At 71.4% G+C, this 24926-nt stretch carries 22 protein-coding genes; 9 read left to right on the top strand and 13 right to left on the bottom strand.

The genetic code is table 11. From position 1 onward, the window contains the following. Nucleotides 1–108: 108 nt before the first annotated feature. Nucleotides 109–1287, bottom strand: coding sequence for a TetR/AcrR family transcriptional regulator (locus tag ATL45_RS29430; protein ID WP_093147335.1), 1179 nt, complete (start codon nucleotides 1285–1287; stop codon nucleotides 109–111). A gap of 162 nt (nucleotides 1288–1449) precedes the next feature. Between ATL45_RS29430 and ATL45_RS29425 the strand changes: the two genes are divergently transcribed. After that, nucleotides 1450–2865 (top strand): amidase, encoded by a 1416-nt coding sequence (locus ATL45_RS29425; RefSeq protein WP_093146261.1) that lies wholly within the window; start codon nucleotides 1450–1452, stop codon nucleotides 2863–2865. A gap of 4 nt (nucleotides 2866–2869) precedes the next feature. Here the strand turns inward: ATL45_RS29425 and ATL45_RS29420 are convergent, their stop codons facing one another. Then, a complete protein-coding gene (locus ATL45_RS29420; protein ID WP_093146260.1) occupies nucleotides 2870–4246 on the bottom strand; it encodes a type I glutamate--ammonia ligase in 1377 nt (458 codons plus the stop codon). 82 nt (nucleotides 4247–4328) lie between these two features. Continuing rightward, the gene (locus tag ATL45_RS29415) at nucleotides 4329–5297 is read right to left on the bottom strand and encodes a nitrilase family protein (protein ID WP_093146259.1); all 969 of its coding nucleotides are present in this window, start codon (nucleotides 5295–5297) and stop codon (nucleotides 4329–4331) included. A gap of 69 nt (nucleotides 5298–5366) precedes the next feature. Here ATL45_RS29415 and ATL45_RS29410 point away from each other — a divergent pair, with 69 nt between their 5' ends. Then, nucleotides 5367–6230, top strand: coding sequence for a LysR family transcriptional regulator (locus tag ATL45_RS29410; RefSeq protein ID WP_093146258.1), 864 nt, complete (start codon nucleotides 5367–5369; stop codon nucleotides 6228–6230). 31 nt (nucleotides 6231–6261) lie between these two features. On the opposite strand, the gene ATL45_RS29405 is transcribed toward ATL45_RS29410, so the two are convergent. Next, nucleotides 6262–6900 carry an isochorismatase family protein gene (locus tag ATL45_RS29405; protein WP_093146257.1) on the bottom strand — a complete coding sequence of 213 codons (639 nt, stop codon included), beginning with the start codon at nucleotides 6898–6900 and terminating at the stop codon, nucleotides 6262–6264. Between ATL45_RS29405 and ATL45_RS40195 the strand changes: the two genes are divergently transcribed. Beyond that, nucleotides 6830–7333, top strand: a complete 504-nt coding sequence (locus tag ATL45_RS40195) for an alpha/beta hydrolase (protein WP_342775317.1) — start codon at nucleotides 6830–6832, stop codon at nucleotides 7331–7333. The genes ATL45_RS29405 and ATL45_RS40195 overlap by 71 nt on opposite strands. A gap of 46 nt (nucleotides 7334–7379) precedes the next feature. Here ATL45_RS40195 and ATL45_RS29395 read toward each other — a convergent pair whose 3' ends face one another. Next, nucleotides 7380–7979 (bottom strand): FMN reductase, encoded by a 600-nt coding sequence (locus tag ATL45_RS29395; protein ID WP_093146256.1) that lies wholly within the window; start codon nucleotides 7977–7979, stop codon nucleotides 7380–7382. 253 nt (nucleotides 7980–8232) lie between these two features. Beyond that, a complete protein-coding gene (locus ATL45_RS29390) occupies nucleotides 8233–9330 on the bottom strand; it encodes an LLM class flavin-dependent oxidoreductase (protein ID WP_093146255.1) in 1098 nt (365 codons plus the stop codon). 190 nt (nucleotides 9331–9520) lie between these two features. Here ATL45_RS29390 and recQ point away from each other — a divergent pair, with 190 nt between their 5' ends. After that, nucleotides 9521–11368, top strand: a complete 1848-nt coding sequence (gene recQ, locus ATL45_RS29385) for a DNA helicase RecQ (protein ID WP_093146254.1) — start codon at nucleotides 9521–9523, stop codon at nucleotides 11366–11368. Here the strand turns inward: recQ and ATL45_RS29380 are convergent, their stop codons facing one another. The 4 genes from ATL45_RS29380 to ATL45_RS29365 all read right to left on the bottom strand — a co-directional run bounded on the left by ATL45_RS29380 (nucleotide 11369) and on the right by ATL45_RS29365 (nucleotide 14641). Next, nucleotides 11369–12604, bottom strand: a complete 1236-nt coding sequence (locus tag ATL45_RS29380; protein ID WP_093146253.1) for a DUF445 domain-containing protein — start codon at nucleotides 12602–12604, stop codon at nucleotides 11369–11371. It abuts the gene before it with no gap. Then, entirely contained in the window at nucleotides 12601–13347 is a 747-nt protein-coding gene (locus ATL45_RS29375) for an Abi-alpha family protein (RefSeq protein WP_211841322.1), read from the bottom strand. The genes ATL45_RS29380 and ATL45_RS29375 overlap by 4 nt, the downstream gene beginning before the upstream one ends. Nucleotides 13348–13456: 109 nt before the next feature. Further along, nucleotides 13457–13951 carry an XdhC family protein gene (locus tag ATL45_RS29370; RefSeq protein WP_093147329.1) on the bottom strand — a complete coding sequence of 165 codons (495 nt, stop codon included), beginning with the start codon at nucleotides 13949–13951 and terminating at the stop codon, nucleotides 13457–13459. Nucleotides 13952–14008: 57 nt separating this feature from the next. Beyond that, complete coding sequence (locus ATL45_RS29365; RefSeq protein ID WP_093147326.1) at nucleotides 14009–14641, bottom strand: class I SAM-dependent methyltransferase; 633 nt, start codon at nucleotides 14639–14641, stop codon at nucleotides 14009–14011. A gap of 204 nt (nucleotides 14642–14845) precedes the next feature. Here ATL45_RS29365 and ATL45_RS29360 point away from each other — a divergent pair, with 204 nt between their 5' ends. Beyond that, complete coding sequence (locus ATL45_RS29360; RefSeq protein WP_093146252.1) at nucleotides 14846–17329, top strand: ATP-dependent Clp protease ATP-binding subunit; 2484 nt, start codon at nucleotides 14846–14848, stop codon at nucleotides 17327–17329. A 60-nt stretch (nucleotides 17330–17389) separates the two neighbouring features. Here the strand turns inward: ATL45_RS29360 and ATL45_RS29355 are convergent, their stop codons facing one another. Further along, nucleotides 17390–17749 carry an arsenate reductase family protein gene (locus ATL45_RS29355; protein WP_093146251.1) on the bottom strand — a complete coding sequence of 120 codons (360 nt, stop codon included), beginning with the start codon at nucleotides 17747–17749 and terminating at the stop codon, nucleotides 17390–17392. Nucleotides 17750–18103: 354 nt separating this feature from the next. Here ATL45_RS29355 and ATL45_RS29350 point away from each other — a divergent pair, with 354 nt between their 5' ends. From ATL45_RS29350 to ATL45_RS29340, 3 genes are all read left to right on the top strand, one after another. Next, nucleotides 18104–18370: a DUF3040 domain-containing protein gene (locus ATL45_RS29350; RefSeq protein ID WP_093147324.1), complete on the top strand. Its 267-nt coding sequence runs from the start codon at nucleotides 18104–18106 to the stop codon at nucleotides 18368–18370. 242 nt (nucleotides 18371–18612) lie between these two features. Next, entirely contained in the window at nucleotides 18613–19617 is a 1005-nt protein-coding gene (locus ATL45_RS29345; RefSeq protein ID WP_246025616.1) for an ABC transporter substrate-binding protein, read from the top strand. Between the two features lie 17 nt (nucleotides 19618–19634). Further along, entirely contained in the window at nucleotides 19635–20732 is a 1098-nt protein-coding gene (locus ATL45_RS29340) for an LLM class flavin-dependent oxidoreductase (protein WP_093146250.1), read from the top strand. Here the strand turns inward: ATL45_RS29340 and pucD are convergent. Continuing rightward, a complete protein-coding gene (pucD, locus tag ATL45_RS29335) occupies nucleotides 20729–23023 on the bottom strand; it encodes a xanthine dehydrogenase subunit D (RefSeq protein WP_093146249.1) in 2295 nt (764 codons plus the stop codon). The genes ATL45_RS29340 and pucD overlap by 4 nt on opposite strands. 74 nt (nucleotides 23024–23097) lie before the next feature. Here pucD and ATL45_RS29330 point away from each other — a divergent pair, with 74 nt between their 5' ends. Then, nucleotides 23098–23802, top strand: coding sequence for a GntR family transcriptional regulator (locus tag ATL45_RS29330; protein ID WP_093146248.1), 705 nt, complete (start codon nucleotides 23098–23100; stop codon nucleotides 23800–23802). Here the strand turns inward: ATL45_RS29330 and ATL45_RS29325 are convergent, their stop codons facing one another. After that, nucleotides 23803–24792, bottom strand: coding sequence for an amidohydrolase family protein (locus ATL45_RS29325; protein WP_093146247.1), 990 nt, complete (start codon nucleotides 24790–24792; stop codon nucleotides 23803–23805). Between the last annotated feature and the right edge of the window lie 134 nt (nucleotides 24793–24926).

The following is a 24926-nucleotide window of genomic DNA, read 5'->3' as shown; positions in this document are numbered from 1 at the left end:
CAATGCGGAAGTGACCAGCGAATAGCTCACACCTACCGGCAACAACCTGCGGATTCGCCGGTTAAGTGAATGGCCGGTAGTCAAGGCTCACGCTGTGTCCGAGCGCACTCAGCCGATCGGGGTATCCAGCATCAGGGCCGCTCCGACGGCCAGCAGCGCCTCCACGTCGCGGACCGCGCCGGTGCGCGCCATGTCGTTGGCCACCGTCAGCGCCGCCTGCACCAGGATCCGGGAGCGCACCTGGTCCAGCTCGGGCCGCGCCTCGCACAGCAGCCCGACCCACTCGGCGACGTAGGCGTGCTGGGTCTGCCGGGCCCGGTGCCGCTCGGCGTCCGGCAGGTGGTTGACCTCGCTGACCAGGATGTCGATGAAGCGCCCGTGGTCGAAGGCGAAGGTGATGTAGGAGCGCAGCAGCTCGCGCAGCGCGTCGGCGGCGGCCGGGGTGCTGGCCAGGGTGCGCTCGAGCTCGACCTCCAGCCACGCGTTGCCGCGGGTGATCACGGTGCCGAGCAGCTCCTGCTTGCTGGCGAAGTAGTTGTAGAGGCTCGGCCCGGCGATCCCGGCCGCCGCGCCGACGTCCTCGGTGGTCACCTTGGTGTAGCCGGCGTCGGAGAACAGCCGCATCGCGGCGGCCAGCAGCAGCCGGCGCCGGGAGGCGCGGCCGGCGAACAGCGCCGAGCGCTGCTCGGAGTCGTCGCGGCGCTCGGCGAACCGGTGCGGGGACTGCTCGCCGATGACCACCACCATCGCCCGCAGCAGCTGCTCGAACTCCCGCCTCGGCAGGTCGACCTGGTGGTAGGACGGGCTGGTCAGCACGCTGAAGGTGCACCAGGCGCGGAACCGGGCGTCCTGCCCGGTCAGCTCCGGCCGGAAGGCGCGGGCGACCTCGGCCAGGCCGCTGGCGACCTCGCGCAGCTCCTTGCGCAGCGCGTCGCGCTGCTCCTCGGGCAGCTGCCGGGCCTCGCGCTGCCAGAGCACGCCCAGCTGGCGGTGCTCCAGCGCGGCCGCGGCGAGCCGCTCCACCACTTGGTCCAGGTCGGTGACCTCGGCGGTGATCTCGCTGAACGGGCGCAGCTCGTCGAGCACCACCCGGGTCAGCAGCTGCTGCTTCCCGGCGAAGTGCCGGTACAGGGCCGAGGAGCCGACGCCGACGGCCTCGGCGATGTCGCTCATGCCCACCCGCGCGTAGCCCTGGCGGTAGAACAGGTCCGCGGCGGCCGCGGTGATCAGCGCGCGCCGGTTGCGCGGACGCGTGTTCCGGGCAGGCGGATTGGTCACCTCAGGCATCGCGTCCGTCCCTTCACCGGCCACCCACGAGCATACGTGCGCGGTTCCGACCCGCCGCCGGATACGTAGAACCCTTAGCCGGTGGGTCTTTCGATCGCTGCCGCCGCGGGCGATACTCCGGCGGCCAACGCGGATCCACACCGGACGATCGGGAGTCGACGCATGTCAGCAGCTTCGGAGCACGCCGACCTGATCGGCGGCGGGGTCACCGCGATCGCGGCTCGGGTCCGCGGCGGCGAGTTGTCCAGCCGGGAGCTGGTGTCGGCCTGCCTCGCGCAGGCGGCGGCTCTCGACGACCTGAACACCCACATCACCGTCGCCGAGAACGCCGCCGAACGCGCCGGGGAACTCGACCGGCAGCTCGCCGAGCGCGGTCCGGTCGGCCCGCTGCACGGGGTTCCGGTCAGCGTCAAGGACAACTACACCACCTCGGGCATCAGGACCACCGGCGGCATGGCCGTGCTGCGGGACTGGATCCCGGACACCGACGCCGCGGTGGTGCAGCGCTTGACCGACGCCGGTGCGATCGTGCTCGGCAAGACCAACATGCACGAGTGCAGCTTCGGGATCACCTCGGACAACCCGCACTTCGGCCCGGTGCGCAACCCGCACGACCCGACGCGCAGCGCCGGTGGTTCCAGCGGTGGTTCCGGCGCGGCGGTCGCCGCCCGCATCGTGCCCGCCGCCATGGGCACCGACACCGGCGGCTCCGTGCGCATCCCAGCGGCGGTCTGCGGCGCGGTCGGGCTGAAGCCGACCCACGGCCGGTTGCCGCTGGAGGGTGTTCTGCGGGTGTCCGCGGGTTTCGACGTCGCCGGGCCGATCACCCGGGACGTCACCGATGCCGCGCTGATGATGCACGTCCTCACCGGTGGCGAGACGGTGCCGCCGGGCGAACTGCCCACCGATCCCGCAGCGCTGCGCGGTGTCCGCATCGGTGTCCCGGTCGGCGACTACTGGGCGGACAACCACCCGGAGGTCGAGCGGCTGCACCGGGCAGCCGCCCAGCGGTTCGCCGATGCGGGTGCCGAGCTGCGGGAGGTCACCGTCGAGCACGCCGAGATCGGCAGCGAGACCGGATTCCTGATCGTCTCCCCGGAGTCGGTCGTCCTGGTGGCGGAGCTGTTCCGCGAACGCGGGCTCGGCTCGGTCGAGGAACGGCTGGGCAGCTTCGGCGCCGACGTCGCCGCGCTGCTCGGCAGCCAGGTCGGCCCGAACGCCTCGCCCGTCCCCGCCCACGCGTACCTGACCGCGGTCGGCGAGACCGTGCCCGCCATCCGCCGCGGATACCTGACCGCGCTGTCCGATGTGGACGTGCTGCTCTCGCCCACCACCCCGTCACCGGCGATCCCGCTGGCGCAGAGCGGCCGGATGGAGCACAACGGGAGCGCGGTCGACCCGTTTCCGACCTTCTCCCGCTACACCTTCGGCGCCAGCGTGGTCGGACTTCCGGCGATCTCCGTCCCGGCCGGGCTGACCGGCGACGGCCTCCCCGTGGGAGTGCAGCTCATCGGTGCCCACCACGCCGAATCGACGCTGCTGCGCCTGGCCCGGGCGTTCGAGCTCACCGCGGGATGAGCGCTCACCAGCGCCAGCGGGTGGCGGCGACGATCTCCTCCGGGCCGGCGTCGGCGTAGCGCTCGGCCTCGGCGCGGCGGACGGTGAGCATCGCGTCGTGCAGCTCCGGGCCCATCGCCTCGGCCAGCACCGCCGATCCCGCCAGCGCGTCGGCGGCCGCCGCGGCGTTCGTGGGCAGCCGGTGGATTCCGGCCGCCACCCGGTCGCGCTCGTCCAGCACCGCCGGATCGCCGGTGACCTCCGCGGGCAGCTGGAGCCCTTCGCGCGCACCGGCCAGCCCGGCCGCGAGCACCGCGCCGACCGCGAGGTAGGGGTTCGCGGTGCCGTCGAAGCACTTCACCTCGACGTTGGCCGCCCACTGCTGCGTGCCGGTCGTCCCGGTGACAAGCCGCAACGCCGCCTCGCGCGCCTCCCGGCCCCACACCTGCCACACACCGGCCCAGCGGGAGGGCTCCAGGCGCAGGAAGCTCGCCGGGTTGCCCGCACCGATGGCCACCAGTGCGGGGAGCTCTCGCAGCACACCGGCCAGGAACGACTCCCCCGCCGGGCGCAGCCCGTGCGGGCCGCTGCCGCCGGCGAACAGGTTCCCGTCCGCATCGCGCACCGACAGGTGCAGGTGACCACCGGAACCGGCGCCGCCGGGCACCAGGCACGGGGCGAAGCTCGCGCGCCAGCCGTGGCGTCCCGACAGCGCGCGCACGGTGTGCCGGACCAGCACCGCGTCGTCGGCCGCGGCCACCGGACCGACCGCGGCCACCGACAGCTCCACCTGGCCGAGTGCGTACTCGGGGTGGAACTGCTGGACCTCCAGACCCTGGGCGCGCAGGGCTGCGACGAGCTCTCGCGCGTACTCGGCGGTGGCCTCCAGGCGCATCTGGCCGTAGCCGGGGCCGCCGAAGGCCGGGACGAACTCCTCGCTGTCAGCTCGCCCCAGAGCCCATTCGTGTTCGAAAGCCGCGAAGGCCGTCAGGCCGTCGTCGGCTGCCGCCCGGACCTGCCGCGCGGCGAAATCCCGCTGGCAGCCGACGAAGCGGCCGCCGTCCTGGGTGTACTTGTCGGCGGGCGCCCAGGCCCAGCCCGGCATCGCCGCCAGCCGGACCAACCGGTCCAGGTCGGGCACCAGGCGCAGATCGCCGTCCGGGCCGCCCAGGTACCGCCCGCGCAGCATCACGTCGTCGAAGGTGAACGTCTCGAAGCAGGGCGAGGCCCCGACCCCGAACCGCGCCGCCGCGGGCAGCCGGTCCAGCGGCACGCCCTTCACCCGCACGTTCCCCGCGTTGTCCACAAAGGACAACTCGACCAGTTCCACGCCGTCGGCGCGCAATCCCGCGACGACGTCACCCAGCCCGACCGGCTCGGACGCCGGAATCCGATCACCCATGCCGTCACCGTAGCGCCGGAGCGGCCGACTTCGCGCCGGCTACGCCGTAGCCCACGCCCTGCTGGGGCGAGCGACCGCGGTTTCAGATGTCGACCGGTTCGGTGGCGAACCGGGCGGTGCGCGGGTCGCGTTCGGCGCCGGAGCGCCTGACGAGGACGTCGTAGAGCTCCGGGCGGCGACCGGCCAGCCATCGCCGGCCCGTGGCCAGCGGAATCAGGTCGAGGTCGAGATCGGCCAGCACCACCTCGTCGGCGGCCGCCCAGGTCTCGGCGAGGATCCGCCCGTAGGGGTCGAGCACCATGGCGTTGCCGGTGCGGACCTCGTCGTCGTCCCGGCCGACTCCGTTGCTGAAGACCACGAACAGGCCGTTGTCGTGGGCGCGCGACGGCAACCAGCGCATCAGCCAGCCACGCCCGTTGGGACCGCGGAACTCGCGTTCGATCGCTGCGGGGTCGGCGTGCCGGTTCCGCCAGAGCTCCACGGGGACCGGACGCATGCCGTGCGGGCTGCGGGAGGCGGTCCCGCCGGTCTGGTGCGGCGCGATCAGGACCTGCGCACCGGCCAGCGCGCAGGCGCGGACGTTCTCGACGAGGTTGTTGTCCCAGCAGATCAGAACCGCCATCCGCACACCCCACGGGGTGTCGAAGACCGTGTAGCCGTCGCCGCTGCTGATCGCCTCGTGCTCGAACGCGTGCAGCTTGCGGTGCACGTGCACGCTCCCGTCGGGCAGGCACACGGCGTAGGAGTTGAACAACCTTCCGCCGTCGCTCTCCAGGAATCCGACGCCCACCCCGATGCCGTGCTGCTGGGCGAGCGAACGCACCGCGCTCACCGACGGCCCGTCCACGGGCTCGGCCAACGCGCGCAACGCCGCCACGTCGTGCCGGCGCAGATGCCAGTACCCGATCACGCACATCTCCGGGCACACCACGAGCCGAGCGCCCGCCGCCGCGGCCCGGCCCGCGAAGTGCGCCACTCGCCCCAGGTTGTGCTGCTTGTCGTCTGCGCGGTGCTCGAACTGCACCGCCGCGACCTTCAGGACGTCTGCCATAGCGCCATCACAACCGAACGAAATCCATACGTCCAATGAATCTTTGGCGTTCTCGCATAACCTGACGGAATGCATGCTCGACTGCGGGCCTTCGTCACGATCGCCGACAACCGCGGTTTCGGACCGGCCGCGCGCAGCCTCTCCATCACCCAGCCGGCGCTGACCAAGCAGATCCAGGCACTCGAACGCGAGCTGGGCGGCACCCTGTTCACCCGCGGCAGGCACGGCGCCTCGCTCACCGACTTCGGCGAGGCGCTGCTGCCGCAGGCCCGCGACGTGGTCGCCGCGGTCGACGACTTCACGCACCGCGCGCACCGCCTGTCCCGGGGCGAGCACGGCAGCCTCGCACTCGGATTCGGGCTGTCCGCGATCGACATCGCACCGCGGGCGGTCGCGGCGTTCCGGCAGTCGTACCCGGACGTCGAGGTCGGCCTGGAGGACCTGCCCTCCGCGGTGCAGGCCGACCGGATCCGCACCGGCCAGCTCCACGCGGGATTCGTCCGGCTACCGGTGGGCGATGACCTGCACCAACGCGCGCTGCGCCGCGATCACCTCGTCGTCGCCAGCAGCACCCCGGTGCCGCGCGAGGTCATCGGCTGGCTCGGCGGGCAGCGACTGGTCCGGCTCGCCCGGATCAAGGGCCCCGGCCTGGCGGCGCAGATCGACCGGCTCTGCGCTGCCCGGCAGATCCGCCCCGGCACCCTGCACGAAACCCACGACCTGCAGACCGTGCTGGCCCTCGTGGCGGCGGGCGTCGGACCCGCGCTCGTCCCCGCCACCGCTGCCCGCATCGCTCCGCCCGGCATCGCATTCACCGCGCTGCGCGACCCGGAGGCGACCTGGGACGTCGGCATCGCCTGGCACCCCGTCCAGCACACAGCCCTGGTCGACAACTTCGTCGCGAGCGTTCTCGCACCGGAGCCGACCGCGTAGCCGGGCCTGGAAGCGGACTCGTTCGCAGAACTCAGCTGCCCAGGCCCAGGCGCTGGCGTTCGGGGAAGTACCAACGCATGATCTTCCGGAGGTTGTCGGAGTCGGTGCGCGCCCAGTTGCGCATCAGCTCCGCGCCGAAGGAGATCGCGGTGACCGGCCGCGCGCCGGCCGCGATCATGCGCTCGAACGCGCGCTCGTGCGCCACCGGGCTGATCCCGCCGACCGCGTCGGCCACCGGGTGGACGTCGTATCCCGCGGCGAGCATGTCCAAGGTGGGAAAGGCCAGGCACACCTCGGTCCAGAGCCCGGCGATGACCACCTTGCGGCGCCGCGAGCTCTCGATCGCCTCGTGGAAGTCGGGATCCTCCCAGGCGTTGACGCCGGTGCGGTCGATCTCCTCGACTCCCGGCAGCTCGTCGCGGATCCGCTGCGCGGTGCCCTCGTTCACGCCCATGCCGACCCCGACTGTGGAGAGCACGACCGGCACTCCGTAGGCCGTGGCCAGCTTGCACACGGCGACCACGTTCAGATCGATCTCCTCGCGCGTGCTCGAGGTGATCGTGGCGTACTGCTCGGGCTGGTAGTCGATCAGCGCGACGATGCAGTTCTCGGGCGTGAGCAGGTGGTCGGCCCGGGGATCGCGGCGCGGCTCGGGCTCGGTCTTGGCCATGGCGTTCTCCCCCCGGACGCGGATGCTTCAACGACTCCCACGATCGCGAAAGGCATACCCCGCAACGGGCAGCGCAAACGGCTTCTCCGCGACCTGCGGGCGAATCGCGTCCCGCGTAGCGTCTTTCTGCGGACGCTTCTGCCAGGATCTGCCCGAGGACGCGGCCCTGGTCATGGCCGTCACCCAGAAGGCGCCGCTCGCCTCGACCTTCGGCGATGCCGTGAGCGCCCCGGCGTGGCGGAACAAGCCCGCCTGGTACCAGGTCTCGGCGAACGACCGCATGATCGCCCCGGACAACGAGCGGCACATGGCGCAGCGGATGTCGCCGCACCGCACCGTCGAGCTGGACGCGAGCCACGCGTCCCTGGCCTCGCAGCCGGTCGCCGTGGTCGATCTGATCGACGAGGCCGCCGCGGAAGCGGTCGGCTCGTAACGGCACGCCCCGGCCTCGCGAAGGCGCTCGGCCGGGGCGACAGCCGTCAGTTCTGGGCCATCAGCTGCTCGAAGGGGACGACTTCCTCGAAGGGGTCGGGCCGGGAGGCCGCCGGGCGGGCGGCGATCAGGGCCGCGAACTCGGCCGCCGCCCGGTCGATCCGGTCGGCCAGCGCCGTGCCGTCGCCACCGTTGCCCCAGTCCTCCGACGCCGCGTAGACCGCCGTCGGCACCACCACCGCGCGCAGGTAGCTGAACATCGGGCGCATCGCGTGCTCCAGCGCCAGCGAGTGGCGCGGCGAACCGCCGGTGGCGCCGATCAGCACCGGCTTGCCCAGCAGCGACTCGTTGTCCAGCACGTCGAAGAACGACTTGAACAAGCCGCTGTAGGAGGCCTGGAAGATCGGCGTCACCGCGATCAGCCCGTCGGCCGCCGCCACCTCGTCCAGCACCTCGCGCAGCTCGGTGCCGGGGAACCCGGTGACCAGGTTGTTGGCCACGTCCTTGGCGTGGTCGCGCAGCTCCACCACCCTGGTGCGCACCGGCAGTTCCCGCTCGGTGGCCGCCGCCAGCCGGTCGGCCAGCAACCTGGTCGACGAGGGCTGGCTCAGCCCGGCCGACACCACGACCAGCTTCCGCTCGGTCATTGAACTCTCTCCATTCTGGTCGGCGGCCGCAGCCGCGACGTCCGGGGCCGCGTGGCCGTGCAACTGCCGCCAAGCGCCGAAGGCGCTTTCGAGTCCACCTGTGCAGCCCGCACCGCCGCGGGTTCTCAGGCGCTTCCTGGCGAGGACAGCCCGTTCGCCGTGTATTGGGCATACATAAGAACGGGATCCCGCAGCCAGGGAGTGCCTGAGGTTCCACCACCCGCACCGCCACGCGAAACGAGGTCGAAGAACCTCATTTCACCGCTTCCGCCTTCTTCTCGTTCTTGGCGGCCAGCAGGGAGGCGTGCGTCGGTGCCTCCGGGACGTGGCTGGGCCGCAGCGACTCGAACTCCTTGCGCAGCACCGGGACGACCTCCTCGCCGAGCAGGTCCAGCTGCTCCAGCACGGTCTTGAGCGGCAGCCCGGCGTGGTCCATCAGGAACAGCTGGCGCTGGTAGTCGCCGACGTACTCGCGGAAGCCCAGCGTCCGGTCGATGACCTCCTGAGGGCTGCCCACGGTCAGCGGCGTCTGCTCGGTGAACTCCTCCAGCGACGGCCCGCCGCCGTAGACCGGCGCGTGGTCGAAGTACGGCCGGAACTCGCGCACCGCGTCCTGGGAGTTCTTGCGCATGAACACCTGGCCGCCCAGGCCGACGATCGCCTGGTCCGCCGAGCCGTGCCCGTAGTGCTCGAAGCGCCGCCGGTACAGGTCGACCATCCGCTTGGTGTGCTGCGCGGGCCAGAAGATGTTGTTGTGGAAGAAGCCGTCGCCGTAGTAGGCGGCCTGCTCGGCGATCTCCGGGCTGCGGATGGAGCCGTGCCAGACGAACGGCGGGACGTCGTCGAGCGGGCGCGGCGTGGAGGTGAAGCCCTGCAGCGGGGTGCGGAACTTGCCCTCCCAGTCCACCACGTCCTCGCGCCACAACCGGTGCAGCAGGTGGTAGTTCTCGATCGCCAGCGGGATGCCCTGGCGGATGTCCTGGCCGAACCACGGGTACACCGGCCCGGTGTTGCCGCGCCCCATCATCAGGTCCACCCGGCCGCCCGCCAGGTGCTGCAGCATGGCGAAGTCCTCGGCGATCTTCACCGGGTCGTTGGTGGTGATCAGCGTGGTCGAGGTGGACAGGATCAGCCGCTCGGTGCGGGCCGCCACGTAGCCGAGCATGGTGGTCGGCGAGGACGGCACGAAGGGCGGGTTGTGGTGCTCGCCGGTGGCGAAGACGTCCAGCCCCACCTCTTCGGCCTTCAGCGCGATCCGCACCATGGCCTTGATCCGCTCGGCCTCGGTGGGCGTGCGACCGGTGGTCGGGTCCGCGGTGACGTCACCGACCGAGAAGATTCCGAACTGCATGTCAGCTCCCTCGCTGGCCAGATCCCGCCCTCTTTAGTACGAGATTCAACTACTTCCGGGAACGATTCTTCCCTACGAGCTATTCCCCGTGCCAGCCCACCCCGGCGGGACGCACGTCACAGCAGGTGCCCGACATTCCCGGGCATGTCAGCACCGGCGGAACGGGGAACGGTCGTGGGGACTGCGTAGGATGCGCGCCGTGGCTACCCCCGATCTCTTGACCGATGCCCAGCAGGTCCTCCAGCGGGTGTTCGGCTACGACTCCTTCCGCGGATCGCAGCAGGAGATCGTCGAGCAGGTCATTGGCGGCGGGGACGCCCTGGTGCTGATGCCCACCGGTGGCGGCAAGTCGCTGTGCTACCAGATCCCGGCGCTGGTACGGCCGGGCGTCGGGGTCGTGGTCTCGCCGCTGATCGCGCTGATGCAGGACCAGGTGGACGCGCTCAACGAGCTCGGCGTGAAGGCCGGGTTCCTCAACTCCACCCAGACCTACGAGCAGCGCCGCCGCACCGAGCAGGCGTTCGCCACCGGCGAGCTCGACCTGCTCTACCTCGCGCCGGAACGGCTGAACCTGGACTCGACGCTGGAGCTGCTCGGCCGCGGCGAGGTCTCGCTGTTCGCCATCGACGAGGCGCACTGCGTGGCGCAGTGGGGCCACGACTTCCGGCCCGACTACCTGAACCTGTCGGTGCTGCACGAGCGGTGGCCGGAGGTGCCGCGCATCGCGCTGACCGCCACCGCCACCCCGGCGACCCGCCAGGAGATCGCCACCCGGCTGGAGCTGACCGAGGCCCGGCACTTCGTCTCCGACTTCGACCGGCCCAACATCCAGTACCGGATCGTGCCGAAGAACGACCCGCGCAAGCAGCTGCTGCAGTTCCTGCGCAGCGAGCACGCCGGGGACGCCGGCATCGTCTACCGGCTCTCCCGCGCCGAGGTGGAGCGGACCGCGGAGTTCCTGGTCGCCAACGGCATCGACGCGCTGCCCTACCACGCCGGGCTGGACAAGGAGGTCCGCGCGCGGCACCAGGCCCGGTTCCTGCGCGAGGAAGGCCTGGTGATGGTGGCGACCATCGCCTTCGGGATGGGCATCGACAAGCCCGACGTGCGCTTCGTCGCGCACCTCGACCTGCCCAAGTCCGTCGAGGGCTACTACCAGGAGACCGGCCGCGCGGGCCGCGACGGGCTGCCCTCCACCGCCTGGATGGCCTACGGCCTGCAGGACGTGGTGCAGCAGCGCAAGCTGATCGACCTCTCCGACGGCGGCGAGGCCCACCGCCGCACGCTGTCCCGGCACCTGGACTCGATGCTGGCGCTGTGCGAGACGGTGAGCTGCCGCCGCACCCAGCTGCTCGCCTACTTCGGCCAGGACACCCCGGTGGCCTGCCAGAACTGCGACACCTGCCTGAGCCCGCCGGAGTCCTGGGACGGCACGGTCGCCGCGCAGAAGCTGCTGTCGACCGTGGTCCGCCTCGACCGCGAGCGCAACCAGCGGTTCGGCGCCGGGCAGGTCATCGACATCCTGCGCGGCAAGAAGACGCCGAAGATCGAGCAGTTCCGGCACGATTCGCTGAGCGTGTTCGGCGTCGGCGCCGACCTCAGCGACAACGAGTGGCGCAGCGTGATCCGCCAGCTGCTCGCCCAGCGCCTGCTCTCCGTCGAGGGCGACTACGGCACGCTGGTGCTCACCGAATCCAGCGGTGAGGTGCTGCGCCGGGAAGATCCGCGCCAGGTCCTGCTGCGCACCGAGCCCAAGCGCGTCGCGTCCGCGCCCAAGGCCAAGACCGCCAAGGCCGACCCGCAGGAGATGCCCGCCGAGGCCGAGCCGGTCTTCCAGAAGCTGCGCGCCTGGCGCCTGGCCACCGCGCGCGAGGAGGGCAAGGCACCGTTCATCATCTTCCACGACTCGACGCTGCGCCAGATCGCCGCGGTCCAGCCCACGACCTTGGACGAGCTCGGCGGTATCAGCGGCATCGGCGAGCAGAAGCTCAACAAGTACGGCCAAGCGGTGCTCGAAGCCCTCGCCGCGGAGGAGTGATCACGGGGCCAGGTGCTCCAGGGCCAGCACCTGGGCCTCACCCACGATGAAGCCGAGGGCTGCGCCGGTGGCGATGAGGGTGCGCTCCTCCTCGCGGAACGCCGGGCGGAGCAGTTCCTCGAACTCCTCGGCGTCGAGCTCCTTCATCTTGCCGACCAGGGTGTTGCGGATGTCCATCGCGTCGGCCGCGTAGTCCTCCACGTAGCCCATCGTCTGCGGCAGCTTGGCCATCAGCAGCTCCGAGATCCGCTGCTTGAGGTCCTGGTAGCGGCGGCCGCCGATGGCCAGCACCAGCAGCGGTTTGGCGATGCTCGCGCGGCGGCTGAGCTCGTCGTCGACCTGGCGCTGCACCAGGACCATCACCTTGTCCGACATCGGGCCGCGCAGCACCGCCTCGATGACGTTGCGCGGGGTGATGATCTCCGCGGCGATCAGCTCGCAGTAGGCCTCGGCGACCTCGTCGCGGCGCTTGTGGAACAGGCCCTGCCACTCGAACAGCCCCAGGTAGCGCTTCGGCCGCCGCGGGTGGAAGATCATCTTGAGCGCGAGCCAGTCGGTGAACCAGCCGGTGAACAGGCCGAACAGCGGCATGATGAGCGGCACCTTGAACACCACCCAGGCCGACATCTGCACCACGCCGATCAGCGCGCCGAACACCGCGCCGGAGCGGCGGATGAACTGGAACTCCTTGCCGCCGGCCTCCAGGAAGATCCGGTTCAGCAGCTCCTTGTCCCGGACCAGGCTGGTGACCACCATGTCCTTGAGGTCGAAGACGTTGTCCACATCGGACTTGATCTCGGCCAGCACCTCGGCGAGCAACCGCGGCGCGTCGGCCTGCACCCGGCTGATCACCGCCCGCTGCACGCTGCGCGGCAACGACTCCCACAACCCCGGCTGGTAGGCCGAGGCGACCTCCCGGACGATCTCCTCGATGGTCTGCCGCAACGGCTCGGAGACCTCGGCGACGATGCGCTCGGGATCCAGCCGGTCCAGCACCTCCTGCGGCCTGATCAGCTGCTGGGTCAGCGTGTCGCAGGCCACCCCGGCCATCTTCGCGGCGTGCTTGGGCACGATGCCCTGCCAGCCCAGGAACGGTCTGATGCCCTTGAACTCCACCGGCCCGAACATCATCCGGATCGCGATCACCTTGGTGACGTAGCCGATGAGCGCCGCCACCACCGGGATCGACAGGTAGATCGGCCAGTGCTCGGCGAAGTCCTGGACGATCGCGTTCATCCGACTTCCCCTGGACCGACGCACCGCCGCCAGAACCTGGCTCCGAGCGCCGATATCCGCACGCTGCGGCGCACCGGTTTGGCCGCCTTCGACGACCGCAGCGCCTCGCGCACCCGGGAGTCGGTCTGCAGCAGCTCGTACTGGTCGTCCTGGTCCGGCAGCGCCGGACCCATCTCGACCAGGCCGAACGCGTGCAGGCGGGTCAGGTAGTGCGGCACCTCCTCGGTCAGCGAGACGCCCACCGCGCGCCCCACCGTCGAGCCGTTGCGCAGCACGAACCGGGCGGTTCCGCCCACCACGCCGCGTTCGGCCACGTGCAGCACCGGGTACGCCGAGCCGTCGCCGAGCCCGGCCAGGATGCGGGCCTCGTCCGGGGTGAGGAGCCGGAGGATGCCGGAGTACAGGTCTTCGGCGGCTTCTTCGCGGCCGGTCATGGCCGAGCGGTGCAGCAGCTCGGCCATCCGCTCGCGCAGGTCGGGCGGCTTCGGCGCCTCTTCGGCCGGTCGCACCGGGTCGTCAGCGGCTTGCGCCGGGCTGGATTCCACATCGTCGAGCCACTGGCGCACTCCGGTGGCCACCACCCGCTCCACCGCCCGGAATCCGCGCTCGGCCTCGACTCCGCCGGGCAGCTGCTTGATCAGGCCGAAACCGACGCGTGCCGCACCCCAACCGGTTCTCGCCGCCCAGCCGACCAGATCGCCCAGCGCTTCGGACTGCGACCCGCTCGCCCGATCACCGTCCACGAACCCGCACCCCTCCGCTCCGCGCCACCCGAACACCGGGTCGACCCGGCGCAGGGTGCCCGGAGCATAACCACGGCAGCCCGGCGAAAGCGAGCATCGGCGGAGGCGGTCAGAAGGCGAAGCCGCCCGGTTTTCCGTTGCGGTCGGCCAGCAGTCCGGCGAGGGTCGCGATGGCGATCTCGGGCGGCGTCCGCGAGCCGATGTTGAGGCCGATCGGGCGGTGCACCCGCGCGATCTCGGACTCCGGGACACCGAGTTCCCGCAGGGCCGCGACGTGCGGCCCGGCGTGGCGCGGGTTGCCCATGACGCCGACCCAGCGGACATCGCGCTTGAGCACGTCCCGCAGCACCGCGCCGAGCTCCGCGCGGTGGTGGTCGGTCACCACGACGTCGGTGTCCGGCCCCAGCTCCGGCACCTCGGCCAGCGCGCCGTCCGCGGCCCGCCCGGGGCCCGGATCGACCAGCAACGTCCGGAAGCCGAGGTCCCGGCCGTACCGCAGCAGGTGCTCGGCCACCGGCGAGGCGAACACCGCGACCAACGCGCGGCTGCCCCCGTCCACCGGCACCTCGCCGTGCGCCACCGCGCACGCAGCATCTTCGGTCATGGACCGAGGATGCCAGCCGCGGCCGGCCGGAACCACCCCCAGACTCCACTGTGGACGTCAGAGCCGGGTGGCGCGGGCCAGCCAGGCGGCGACGTCCACCAGCGACCCGTCGGCAACGCCCAGCCCGTCGGCGTGCTCGCCGCGCGCGACGCCCCGGTAGCGGCGCTCCTGGATCTCCTCCAGCCGCCAGCCCGGCACGTCGAACGCTTCGCGGATCACCGAAGCCGGGAGGCGCGGACCGAAGCCGGGCTCGGTGTCCGACAGGGCGAGCACGTGCACGGTCGCACCCGGCCGGCACACCGCGTGCAGGCTGCGCACGTACTTCGCCCGGTCCTCCGGGCCGAAGACGTGGAACAGCGCGCTGTCCACCACCGTGTCGTACGGGCCGCCTTCCAGCGCCAGCGCATCGGCCACCTCGAACCGGGCCTCGACCTGCCGCTCGGCGGCGTTGGCCCGCGCCCGCTCGACCGCCGGACCGGAGAAGTCCACACCCAGCACGTCGTAGCCCAGCCCGGCCAGCAGGATCGTGTGCTCACCGGCGCCGCAGCCCGGGTCCAGCACCTTCCCGCTGATGCCGCCGGCCCGTTCCAGCTCGACGATGGCCGGCTGCGGCTCGCCGATCACCCACGGAGCCGTGCCCTCTTCGTACGCGGCGTCGAACGCCGAACGCTCAACCGAAGTCATGTCCATCCTCTCCACGAACCTGCTGGTCACAACCTGCTACTTCGACCTCGCTCGAAGTCAACACCCCTCCCCCGCACCGGCACGCCAGAGTGACGCGCGCCACTCGTGTGGCTGCTGGGAATTACCCGGGGTGGACTGACGTTGGTTGATAACAGCAGACTCAAGTAGATGGCGGCGGAAGCCAGCAACACCGTCGCGAGGAGGTTTGGCATGGCGACGTTCTTCGGACCGGCAGGCGGCCCGTTCGACGAGTACTTCGCGCGCTTCTTCGGGGCCGACGACGCCGCGTCCGGTTCCCGGCGCATCGACATCGGGCAGTTGCTGACCGAGCAGGCCCAGCAGCTGGTCAGCGGTGCCGCGCGCTTCGCCCGGGACCGCGGGCAGAGCGACCTGGACGCGCTGCACCTGCTGTGGTCGGCCGCGCACGAGGAGCCCACCCGCGCGCAGCTGAAGCAGGTCGGCGTCGACCCCGACGCGTTCGCGGCGAAGGTCGAGGAGCACCTGCCCGCAGCCGGTGATGCCACCGGTGACCAGCCGGTGGCGCTGACGCTGGCGGCGCGCACGGTGCTCGCCGACGCCCACCGGGTCGCCCGCGCGCTCGGTTCCACCTACATCAGCCCGCTGCACGTGCTGCTGGCGATGTCGGCCAGCCCCGAATCGGAGACCGGGCGACTGCTCGGCTCCGCCGGTGCGGGCCCCGAGGCGCTGCGCGCCGCGACCCAGCGGCCGCGCTCCGAGCCGGAGCAGCAGAACCAGGACAGCAGCACGCCGACGCTCGACCAGTACGGTCGCGACCTGACCGCGCGGGCCCGGGCCGGCGAACTCGACCCGGTGATCGGCCGCGCCACCGAGATCGAGCAGACCGTGGAGATCCTGTCCCGGCGCACCAAGAACAACCCGGTGCTGGTCGGTGAGGCCGGGGTCGGCAAGACAGCGATCGCCGAAGGCCTGGCGCAGCGCATCGTCGCCGGTCAGGTGCCGCAGGTGCTCGACGGCAAGCGGGTCGTGCAGCTGGACCTGTCCGGCATGCTGGCCGGCACCCGCTACCGCGGTGACTTCGAGGAGCGGATGACCAAGGTCATCGACGAGATCTCCGAGCACCGCGACGAGCTGATCGTCTTCGTCGACGAGCTGCACACCGTGGTCGGCGCCGGTGGTGCCGAAGGTGCCATGGACGCGGGCAACATGCTCAAGCCCCGCCTGGCCCGCGGCGAGCTGCACGTGATCGGCGCGACGACCCTCGACGAGTACCGCAAGCACATCGAGAAGGACCCCGCGCTGGAGCGTCGGTTCCAACCGGTGCAGGTGCCCGAGCCGAGCGTTGCGGACACCGTGCTGATCCTGCAGGGCCTGCGCGAGAACTACGAGGAGCACCACCAGGTCCGCTACACCGAGGAAGCGGTGACGGCCGCGGCCCGGCTGTCCGACCAGTACATCAACGACCGGTTCCTGCCGGACAAGGCGATCGACCTGATCGACCAGGCCGGGGCGCGCAAGCGGCTGGCCGCGCTGGCACCGGACGAGACCGCCCTGCGCGACCGCATCGAGCGGCTGGAGCAGCTGAAGGACGAGGCGGTCGCCCAGGAGGACTACGAGCGCGCTTCGGCACTGCGCGACGAGATCAACCAGGCCCGCTCCGGGCTCGGCGACGCGGCGTCCACCGGCGCGCTGGAGGTCACCGCCGAGGACATCGCCGAGATCGTGGCGCGGGCGACCGGGGTCCCGGTCAGCCGGTTGACCGCCGCGGAGAAGGAGCGGCTGCAGAACCTCGAGCAGGAGCTGCACGAACGCGTGGTCGGCCAGGACGACGCGGTGCGGGCGCTGGCCCGCGCGGTGCGGCGGTCGCGCAGCGGGCTCGGTGACCCGAACCGCCCGGTGGGCAGCTTCCTGTTCCTCGGGCCGACCGGTGTCGGCAAGACCGAACTGGCCAAGGCGCTGGCCGAATCGCTGTTCGGCGACGAGCAGCGGATGATCCGGCTGGACATGAGCGAGTTCCAGGAGCGGCACACCGCGAGCCGGCTGGTCGGCGCCCCGCCCGGCTACGTCGGCCACGGCGAGGCCGGTGAGCTGACCGAGGCCGTGCGGCGCCACCCGTACTCGGTGGTGCTGCTCGACGAGGTCGAGAAGGCCCACCCCGACGTGTTCAACACGCTGCTGCAGGTGCTCGACGACGGCAGGCTGACCGACGGTCAGGGCCGCACCGTGGACTTCAGCAACACGGTGCTGATCATGACCAGCAACCTGGGCTCGGAGGTCATCTCCAGCCCTGGCGGCAAGATCGGCTTCACCGCGGGCGATGCCGACCCGGCGCTGGACGAGCGGATCATGCCGCGGCTGCGCGAGGCGTTCCGGCCGGAATTCCTCAACCGCATCAACGAGATCGTGGTGTTCAAGCGGCTCGACGGTGAGCAGCTGCACACCATCACCCGGATGCTGCTGGCGCACACCGAGCGGCGGCTGGGCGAGCTGGGCATCGACGTCGAGTTCGACCAGGCGGCGGTGGCCTGGATCTCCGAGCGCGGTTACCAGCCCGAGTTCGGCGCCCGGCCGCTGCGGCGGGCGATCGAGCGCGAGGTCGACGACCGGATCAGCGACCTGATCCTGGACGGCGAACTCGCCGAGGGCGCCCGGCTGCGGGTGTCCGCCGCCGACGGCGAGCTGACCCTGCGGGTCGACGCGCCGGTCTCGGCCTGACAGCGAGAGGAAACGGGGCGGGTGCATCGCGCACCCGCCCCGTTTCCGCGCGTCCAGGACTCAGCCGGGCAGAACCGACCGGACCGCCTCGGGCGTGCGCGCGACCACCGTGGTCCCGTCGTCGGCGGTGATGATCGGCCGCTGGATGAGCTTCGGGTGCTGCACCATCGCCTCGATCCACCGGTCCCGGTTCGCCGGATCCTTCGGCCACTCCTTCAGCCCGAGCTCCTTGGCCACCGGTTCGGCCGTGCGGGCGACGTCCCAGGGCTCCAGCCCGAGCCGGTCGAGCACCTCGCCCAGCTCCGCCGCCGTGGGCGGCTCCTCCAGGTAGCGGCGGACCGTGTACTCCGCCCCGGCCTCGTCCAGCAGCGACACGGCCGACCGGCACTTCGAGCACGCCGGGTTGACCCAGATCTCCATTCCCACTCCCCACCTGCGCCAGGACCAACGCACCGATCCTGCCAGCCGCAGCACGGCCGAGATCGACGGCCACCCATCTCCACGGGCTCTCCGCCGAGTACTGCACCGCACCGCCGGGGCCGGTACGGTCGAGGGTCACGATCGTCCGCACCATGGCAGCAGATCACCGAGGCGGATGGCCCCGCGGGGGTTCTTCACCTCCACGGAGCAGTGCAGATCCAAACCCGGTGCCTACCGCCGACCAGCGCCGCGAGTTCCCGCGACTGCAGGGCCTGGCGGGCCGATGGGCCCTTCACAGCTGCCACGATCGTTGCAATACTTGTTCAAGGAGGCGGATCTTCCGTGGAGGTGGCCATGCTCCCCAAGGACGAACGTCGCCGCCTGAAGGAGATCGAGAACCAGCTCATGGGCGAGGACCCCAAGCTGGCTCGGAGGCTGACCGAAACCAGTTCGCTGCGCCGGTTGTGGCTGCAGCTGTCGCCACGGATGCTGCTGGTGCTGGTGGCGGCGGTGCTGGCGGTGCTGTGCCTGTTCCTCGGCGAGGGCGGCGGCATGTTCTTCTCGGCGGTGCTGGCCGTGCTCGCGTTCGCCTCCCGGAAGTGCCAGATCCGGTTGGAATGACGGGCATTCCCGATCTCTGGGAGCGTTCGGCGCGGCGTTGACGGCGACGCGCGCCTGCTGCGAGCATCGGCGACGTGACCGGACGCATTGCGTTGACCTGGCGCTTGCACGTCGATCTGCGGCGGCAGGCCAGTTCCGCGTGTCGTTGCCGCTGATCTCCTCGCGCTGAACCGCCCCGCCGCGTGCTGCCGGTCGGGGTCGCTCTCCCCTGCCCGACTCCTGTGAATTCGGAGCATCCGACCGTGCGTCGTCGTGATTTCCTGACCGTGCTCGCCATTTCCTCCACCGGGTTCCTCAGCGCCTGCGCCGGCGGGCGGCCCGATCCGCAACAAGCGCCGGTGCCCGCGCCCGTGCCGCCCGAGCAACTGGCCTCGGTCACGCTGCGCGTCGGCGACCAGAAGGGCAACTCCCGGTCGCTGCTGCGTTCCGCGGGGCTGGACGACTTCCCCTACACCGTGGAATGGGCCACCTTCCCGTCCGGCCCGCCGCTGCTGGAAGCCGTCTCGGCGGACGCCGTGGACATCGGCGGCGTCGGGAACACACCGCCGCTGTTCGCCGCCGCGGCCAAGGCCAAGATCCGGGTGGTCGCCGCCTCGAAGGGCAACGTCGCCAGCGATGCGCTCGTCGTGCTGCCGGATTCCCCGCTGCAGCAGGTCGGGCAGCTGCGCGGCCGCAAGATCGCCGTGGCCAAGGGCAGTTCCGCGCACGGGCAGATCCTGCTGACGCTGCGCAAGGCCGGGCTGGCCCCGGCCGACGTCGAACTGGTGTACCTGCAGCCCTCCGACGCGATGGGCGCGTTCAAGCAGGGCTCGGTGGACGCGTGGGCCATCTGGGACCCCTACTTCTCCCAGATCCAGCTCGAATCGGCCGTCCGGCTGCTCGCCGACGGCCGGGGCACCGCCAACGGGCTGAGCTTCCAGGTCGCAGGCCCCGCCGCGCTCGCCGATGCGGGCCGCAACACCGCCATCGCCGACTACCTGGTCCGGCTGGCCCGGGCCCAGCGGTTCGCCGACGCCAACCGCGAGCAGCGCGCGCAGGCGTGGGCCGACGACACGGGCCTGCCCGTCGAGGTGACCCGGCGGGCCACCGAACTCGGCCCCGACCTGCCCGTGGAGCTGAACGCCGAGGTGATCCGCTCCGAGCAGGAGCTGGCCGACGCGTTCGTCGCGGCCAAGGAGATTCCGAGGCGGTTCGAGTTCGCCGAGTTCGTCGACACCCGATTCGCCGCGCAACTCGCCACCGCCTGAGCAGACCGGAGACCCGCATGACCGTCACCACCCACTGGTTCCTGCCCACCCACGGCGACGGCCGGTCCATCGTGGACCGTCCGCACGCCACCCCGGAGGGAGCCGGCACACCACGCCGCCCGGACATCGACTACCTGGCTCAAGTCGCGCAGGCCGCCGAGCACCTCGGGTTCACCGGCATGCTCACCCCCACCGGCAGCTGGTGCCAGGACGCCTGGATCACCACCGCCGCGCTGCTCGCCCGGACCCAGCGGATCAAGTTCCTGGTGGCCTTCCGCCCCGGGTCGCTGACGCCGACGCTGGCGGCCCAGCTGGCCACCACCTACCAGCGGGTGTCGGGCGGGCGGCTGCTGCTCAACATCGTCACCGGTGGCGAATCCACCGAGCAGCAGCGCTACGGCGACTGGCTCGACCACGACCAGCGGTACGAGCGCACCGACGAATTCCTGGCCGTGCTGCGCGGGATCTTCAGCGGCGAGCCGTTCGACTTCGACGGTCGGCACTACCAGGTCCGCGGCGCCACGGCCTTCGAAGCTCCCGACCCGCGACCGCAGCTGTACTTCGGCGGGTCCTCGGAAGCCGCGCTGCCCGTCGCCGCACGACGCGCGGACGTGCACCTGACCTGGGGCGAGCCACCGGACGCCGTGGCGCGGAAGGTGAAGCTGCTGCGCGAACTGGCCACCGAGGAAGGGCGCGCGCTGCGGTTCGGGCTGCGCGCGCACGTCATCACGCGGGACACCAGCGAGGACGCCTGGGCCACCGCACAACGCTTCCTCGACCAGATGGACCCGGCCGACGTCGCCGCCTCCCAGGCCAAGCTCAACGCCAGCGAGTCGACCGGCCAGCGGAACATGGTCGCCCTGCACGGCGGAGCGCTGCGCGGCGGTGCCCGCGAGCTCGAAGTCCACCCCGGCTTGTGGGCCGGTGTCGGCCTGCTGCGCGGCGGGGCGGGCACCGCGTTCGTCGGCAGCCATCGCGAAGTCGCCGATCTGATCGAGGAGTACCACTCGGTCGGCATCGAGGAGTTCGTGCTCTCCGGCTATCCGCACCTGGAGGAGGCGTACTGGTTCGGAGAGGGCGTGCACCCCGAGCTCGCCCGCCGCGGCCTGTGCTAGGCCAGCGCGATGTCCTGCGGCCGCACCGGGACCCTGGCCAGCTCCAGTCCGGTGGCGGCGCGCAGGGCGTTGACGATCGCCGGGGTCGACGACAACGTCGGTGGTTCGCCGACGCCGTTCAGGCCGTACGGCGAATCCGGGTGCGGGAACTCGAACAGCGAGATCGGCATGCTCGGCACGTCCAGGATGGTCGGGATCAGGTAGTCGGTGAACGACGGGTTGCGGATGCGGCCGTGCTCGTCGATCAGGATCTCCTCCATCAGGGCCAGGCCGAGGCCCTGCGCGCTGCCGCCCTCGATCTGGCCGGCGACCGACAGCGGGTTCATCGCCTTGCCGACGTCCTGCGCGGTGGCCAGCTCGACCACCTTCACCAGTCCGAGGTCCACGTCGACGTCGACCACCGCGCGGTGGGCGGCGAAGGCGTAGGCGATGTGCGCGTCGCCCTGGCCCGTCTCCGGGTCGACGGCCGACGTCGGCCGGTGGTGGAACTCGAAAACCCGCTCCACATCGCCGGAATCGACGAGATCCGCGATCAGGACCAAGGCCGTGCCGGTGGCGTCGACGACGTGGTCGTCGCGCAGCGCCAGGACCGTTGCCGGATGCCCGGTGCACGCGGCCGCGCGCCGAAGCAGCTCCTGCGCGACCAGTCGGCACGCGCCCTGCACCGCGCCACCGGACATCCAGGTCAGCCGGGAGGCGGAAGCCGATCCCGCGTCTCCGATCGCGGTGTCCGCCGGTAGCACCACCACTCGCGACAGGCCGAGCTCCGTGCTGGCGATCTGGCACTGCACCGTGGTGATCCCCTGGCCGCACTCGGCCGCAGCGGTGTGCACCGACACCACCGGTTCGCCGCCGGCGGCCGACACCACCACCCGCGCGGTGGAGATGTCGTCGACGCCTCCGGAGTAGCCGATCGCCTTCACCCCGATCGCGTAGCCGACGCCTCGGCGGATGCCTTCGCCGTGCGAGGTGTTCGCCAGCCCGCCCGGCAGCAGCTCCGAGCCGGGTGGCGGCAGCGGGCGGTCGCGCAGATCCGCCAGCAACTCGGCCACCGGCGCCGGACCGTCCACCGCCTGGCCCGTCGGGAGCACCGTCCCGGTCGTCATCGCGTTGCGCATCCGCAGTTCCAGCGGGTCCATGCCCAGCTCGCGAGCCAGCTTGTCCATGTTGGACTCGCATCCGTAGGTGGACTGCACCGCGCCGAAACCGCGCATCGCGCCGCACGGCGGGTTGTTGCTGAACACGGCGAAACCATCGATCTCGGCATTGGGCACCTCGTAGGCGCCGGCGACGAAGTAGCAGGCGTTGGCGATGACCACCGGCGAGGTGGAGGTGTAGGCGCCGCCGTCCATCACCAGTTCCGCCTTGACGTGCACCAACTTCCCGTCCCGCGTCGCGCCGTGCTCGAAGCGCATCTTCGCCGGGTGGCGGTGCACGTGGCCGAAGAACGACTCCTCGCGGTCGTAGACCATCTTCACCGGCTTGCCCAGCCGCAGCGCCAGCATGCACGCGTGGACGTGCACCGAGAGGTCCTCGCGACCACCGAACGCGCCACCGACCCCGGCCAGCGTCAGGCGCACCTTCTCGGCGGGCAGCCCGAGGCACGGCGCGATCTGCTCCAGATCCTTGTGCAGCCACTGCGAGGACACGTGCAGCTCAACGCCACCGTCCTCGGTGGGCAGCGCCAACCCGGACTCCGGGCCCAGGAACGCCTGGTCCTGCATGCCCACCTCGTACTCGCCGCTGACCACGACGTCGGCGCGCGCCCGCGCGGCGGCGACGTCGCCGTGGCGGATCTTGACGTGGCGGACCAGGTTCCCGTCCGGGTGCACCCGCCTGGTTGTCTCCTCCAGGGCACGCTCGGCGTCGGTCACCGGCTCCAGCAGCTCGTAGTCGACCTGGACCAGCGCCGCCGCGCGCTTGGCGGTCCGCGGGTCGTCGGCCGCCACCAGCGCCACTGGTTCGCCCTGGTAGCGGACCTCGTCGACGGCCAGCACCGGCTGGTCCGCCACCTTCATCCCGTAGGTCTTCGCGCCGGGCACGTCTTCGTGCGTGAGCACCGCGTGCACCCCGTCCAGCGCCAACGCCTTCCGCACGTCGATGGACCGGATGCGCGCCGCGGCGTGCGGGCTGCGCAGCGTGGTCCCCCACACGGTGCCGGACACCCACAGGTCCGACGAGTAGGCGAACTGGCCGGTGACCTTCAGCGTGCCGTCCGGGCGGGGCGCGCTGCGCCCCACCGCCCCGGCGCGCTCGGTGCTGATCGTGCGGTGGACGGACTCCTCGCGCATGCCTGCTCCCTACTAGCAGCTGGATTACATGTAATATTGCTGCCGAATCCCCCACCCAGGAGTGAGGTACCGCGATGTCCCCGGCACCCCGTCACCTGACCCCGTTGACCGGCGAAGGCCTGCTGGCCGACCGCACCTACGCCGCGCTCAAGAGCGCCGTCCTGGACGGCACCCTGCCGCCCGGCACCGGGCTGAGCGTGCCCGAACTCGCCCGCCAGCTCGACGTGAGCCGGAGCCCGGTGCGCGAGGCGGTGCAGCGCCTGATCCACGACGGACTGGCCACCCACGTGCCGCACCGCGGCGCCGAGGTCAGCCGGGTCGACATCGAGGACCTCCGCCAGCTCTACGTGGTGCGCGAGCTGCTCGAAGGCCTGGCCGCCCGGCTGGCCACCGAGAACCTCGACGCCGACGGGCTGGAGCAGCTCCGCGCGATCCTCGACGAGCACGAGCAGGCGCTGGCCGCCGACGCCGACAACGCCGCGCACATCGAACTCGACATGCGGTTCCACCGCGCGGTGCGGGAATTCGCCGACAACCCGCACCTGCTCGCCACCCTGGAACCGATCACCGGACGCGCCCACTTCGCCCTCCACTCGCTGTGGCGCAGCGACGACGCACCGCGGCTGGCGCTCGACGAGCACCGGGCGGTGGTGGACGCGATGGCCAGCGGCGACCCCGAGATGGCCGAAGCCGCCGCCCGCCGCCACATCGCCCGGCTGCGCATCCGCCTGGGCCAGGCCACCGCCCGCACCACCGAACGCCGCCGTCTCGGCCGGTGATCAGCTCGCCGGGTCCAGCTCCTCGGCCCAGGAATCGGGCGTGTAGCCGGCGTAGGCGTCGGCGTGCGAGTTCGTCGCCGAGGCCTGCGTGATCTCGCCGCGCAGGTAGGCCTCCGCTTCCGCCCGGTCCTTCGGCGGCGGGGTCGGCTGCAGGCCCAGCAGGTGCGCCATGTTGTTGCCGAGGTAGCCCTCCAGGTCGTCCTCGGACAGGTTCAGCCCCTGCGGCGGCTCGTGGCAGAGCACCTCCAGCTCGCGCGCCCACATGCCCGGTTCGTTGGGCGGCGAGTCGGTGCCGTAGACCATCTTGGTCTTCTTCATCTCCTTGGCGAACTCCACGATCCGCGACTGCAGCAGCCAGCCGGACTCGCCGATCACGTTGTGCGAGTCCTGGATCATCCAGAACGCCTCGAAGCAGTACACCCCGCCGGTCTGGATCCCGAAGTGTCCCAGGATGAACGTGACGCCGGGGAACTCGCGGATGATCGGGTAGAACTGGGTCGGGATGGAGTACGGCCCGTCACCGGTGTGGATCAGCACGATCACGCCCAGCTCGTCGCACACCCGCATCACCGGCCGCAACCAGTCCAGCGCCCGGTCCGGCCGGTAGGCGTGCATGTTGGCGTGCAGCTTGAGCATCTTGTAGCCGTGCTCCTTGACGTGGAACTCCAGCTCCTTGGCGCCGTTGTCGGGGCCGAACCGCGGGTTGTAGATGAAGTTGCCGACGAACCGGTCCGGGTAGCGCTGCACCAGCGAGGTCACGTAGGCCTGGTAGTCCCGGATGCCCTCGCGGCCACCGCGGTTGCCGTCCCGCCAGGAGGTGTTGCCCGGCGGCGGCATGATGCAGCTGATGTCGACCCGGCGCGGCTTGCCGTTGATCCACATCGGACCGTCCATCATCTTGAGGGTGCGCTCGCCGGTGAACGGCTCACCGGTGTGCCGCCATGCCTCGTCCACCAGGTTCGTCGGGTGCACATGCGTGTCGATGATCAACGGGATCTCTCCAATCGTTTGCACGCACCCCGGCCGCGAATCACCGCACCTTCGGGTCGCCGCGCTCGAACCGCGGCGCGATCGAGTGCAACACCGGTCCGCGGCCGCTGTCAACAAGTTGCATGTAATTTCGT

Source organism: Saccharopolyspora antimicrobica (assembly GCF_003635025.1).
Lineage (GTDB): Bacteria > Actinomycetota > Actinomycetes > Mycobacteriales > Pseudonocardiaceae > Saccharopolyspora > Saccharopolyspora antimicrobica.
Note: the sequence above shows the minus strand (reverse complement) of the source record. Positions and strands in the feature narration are given on the sequence as shown.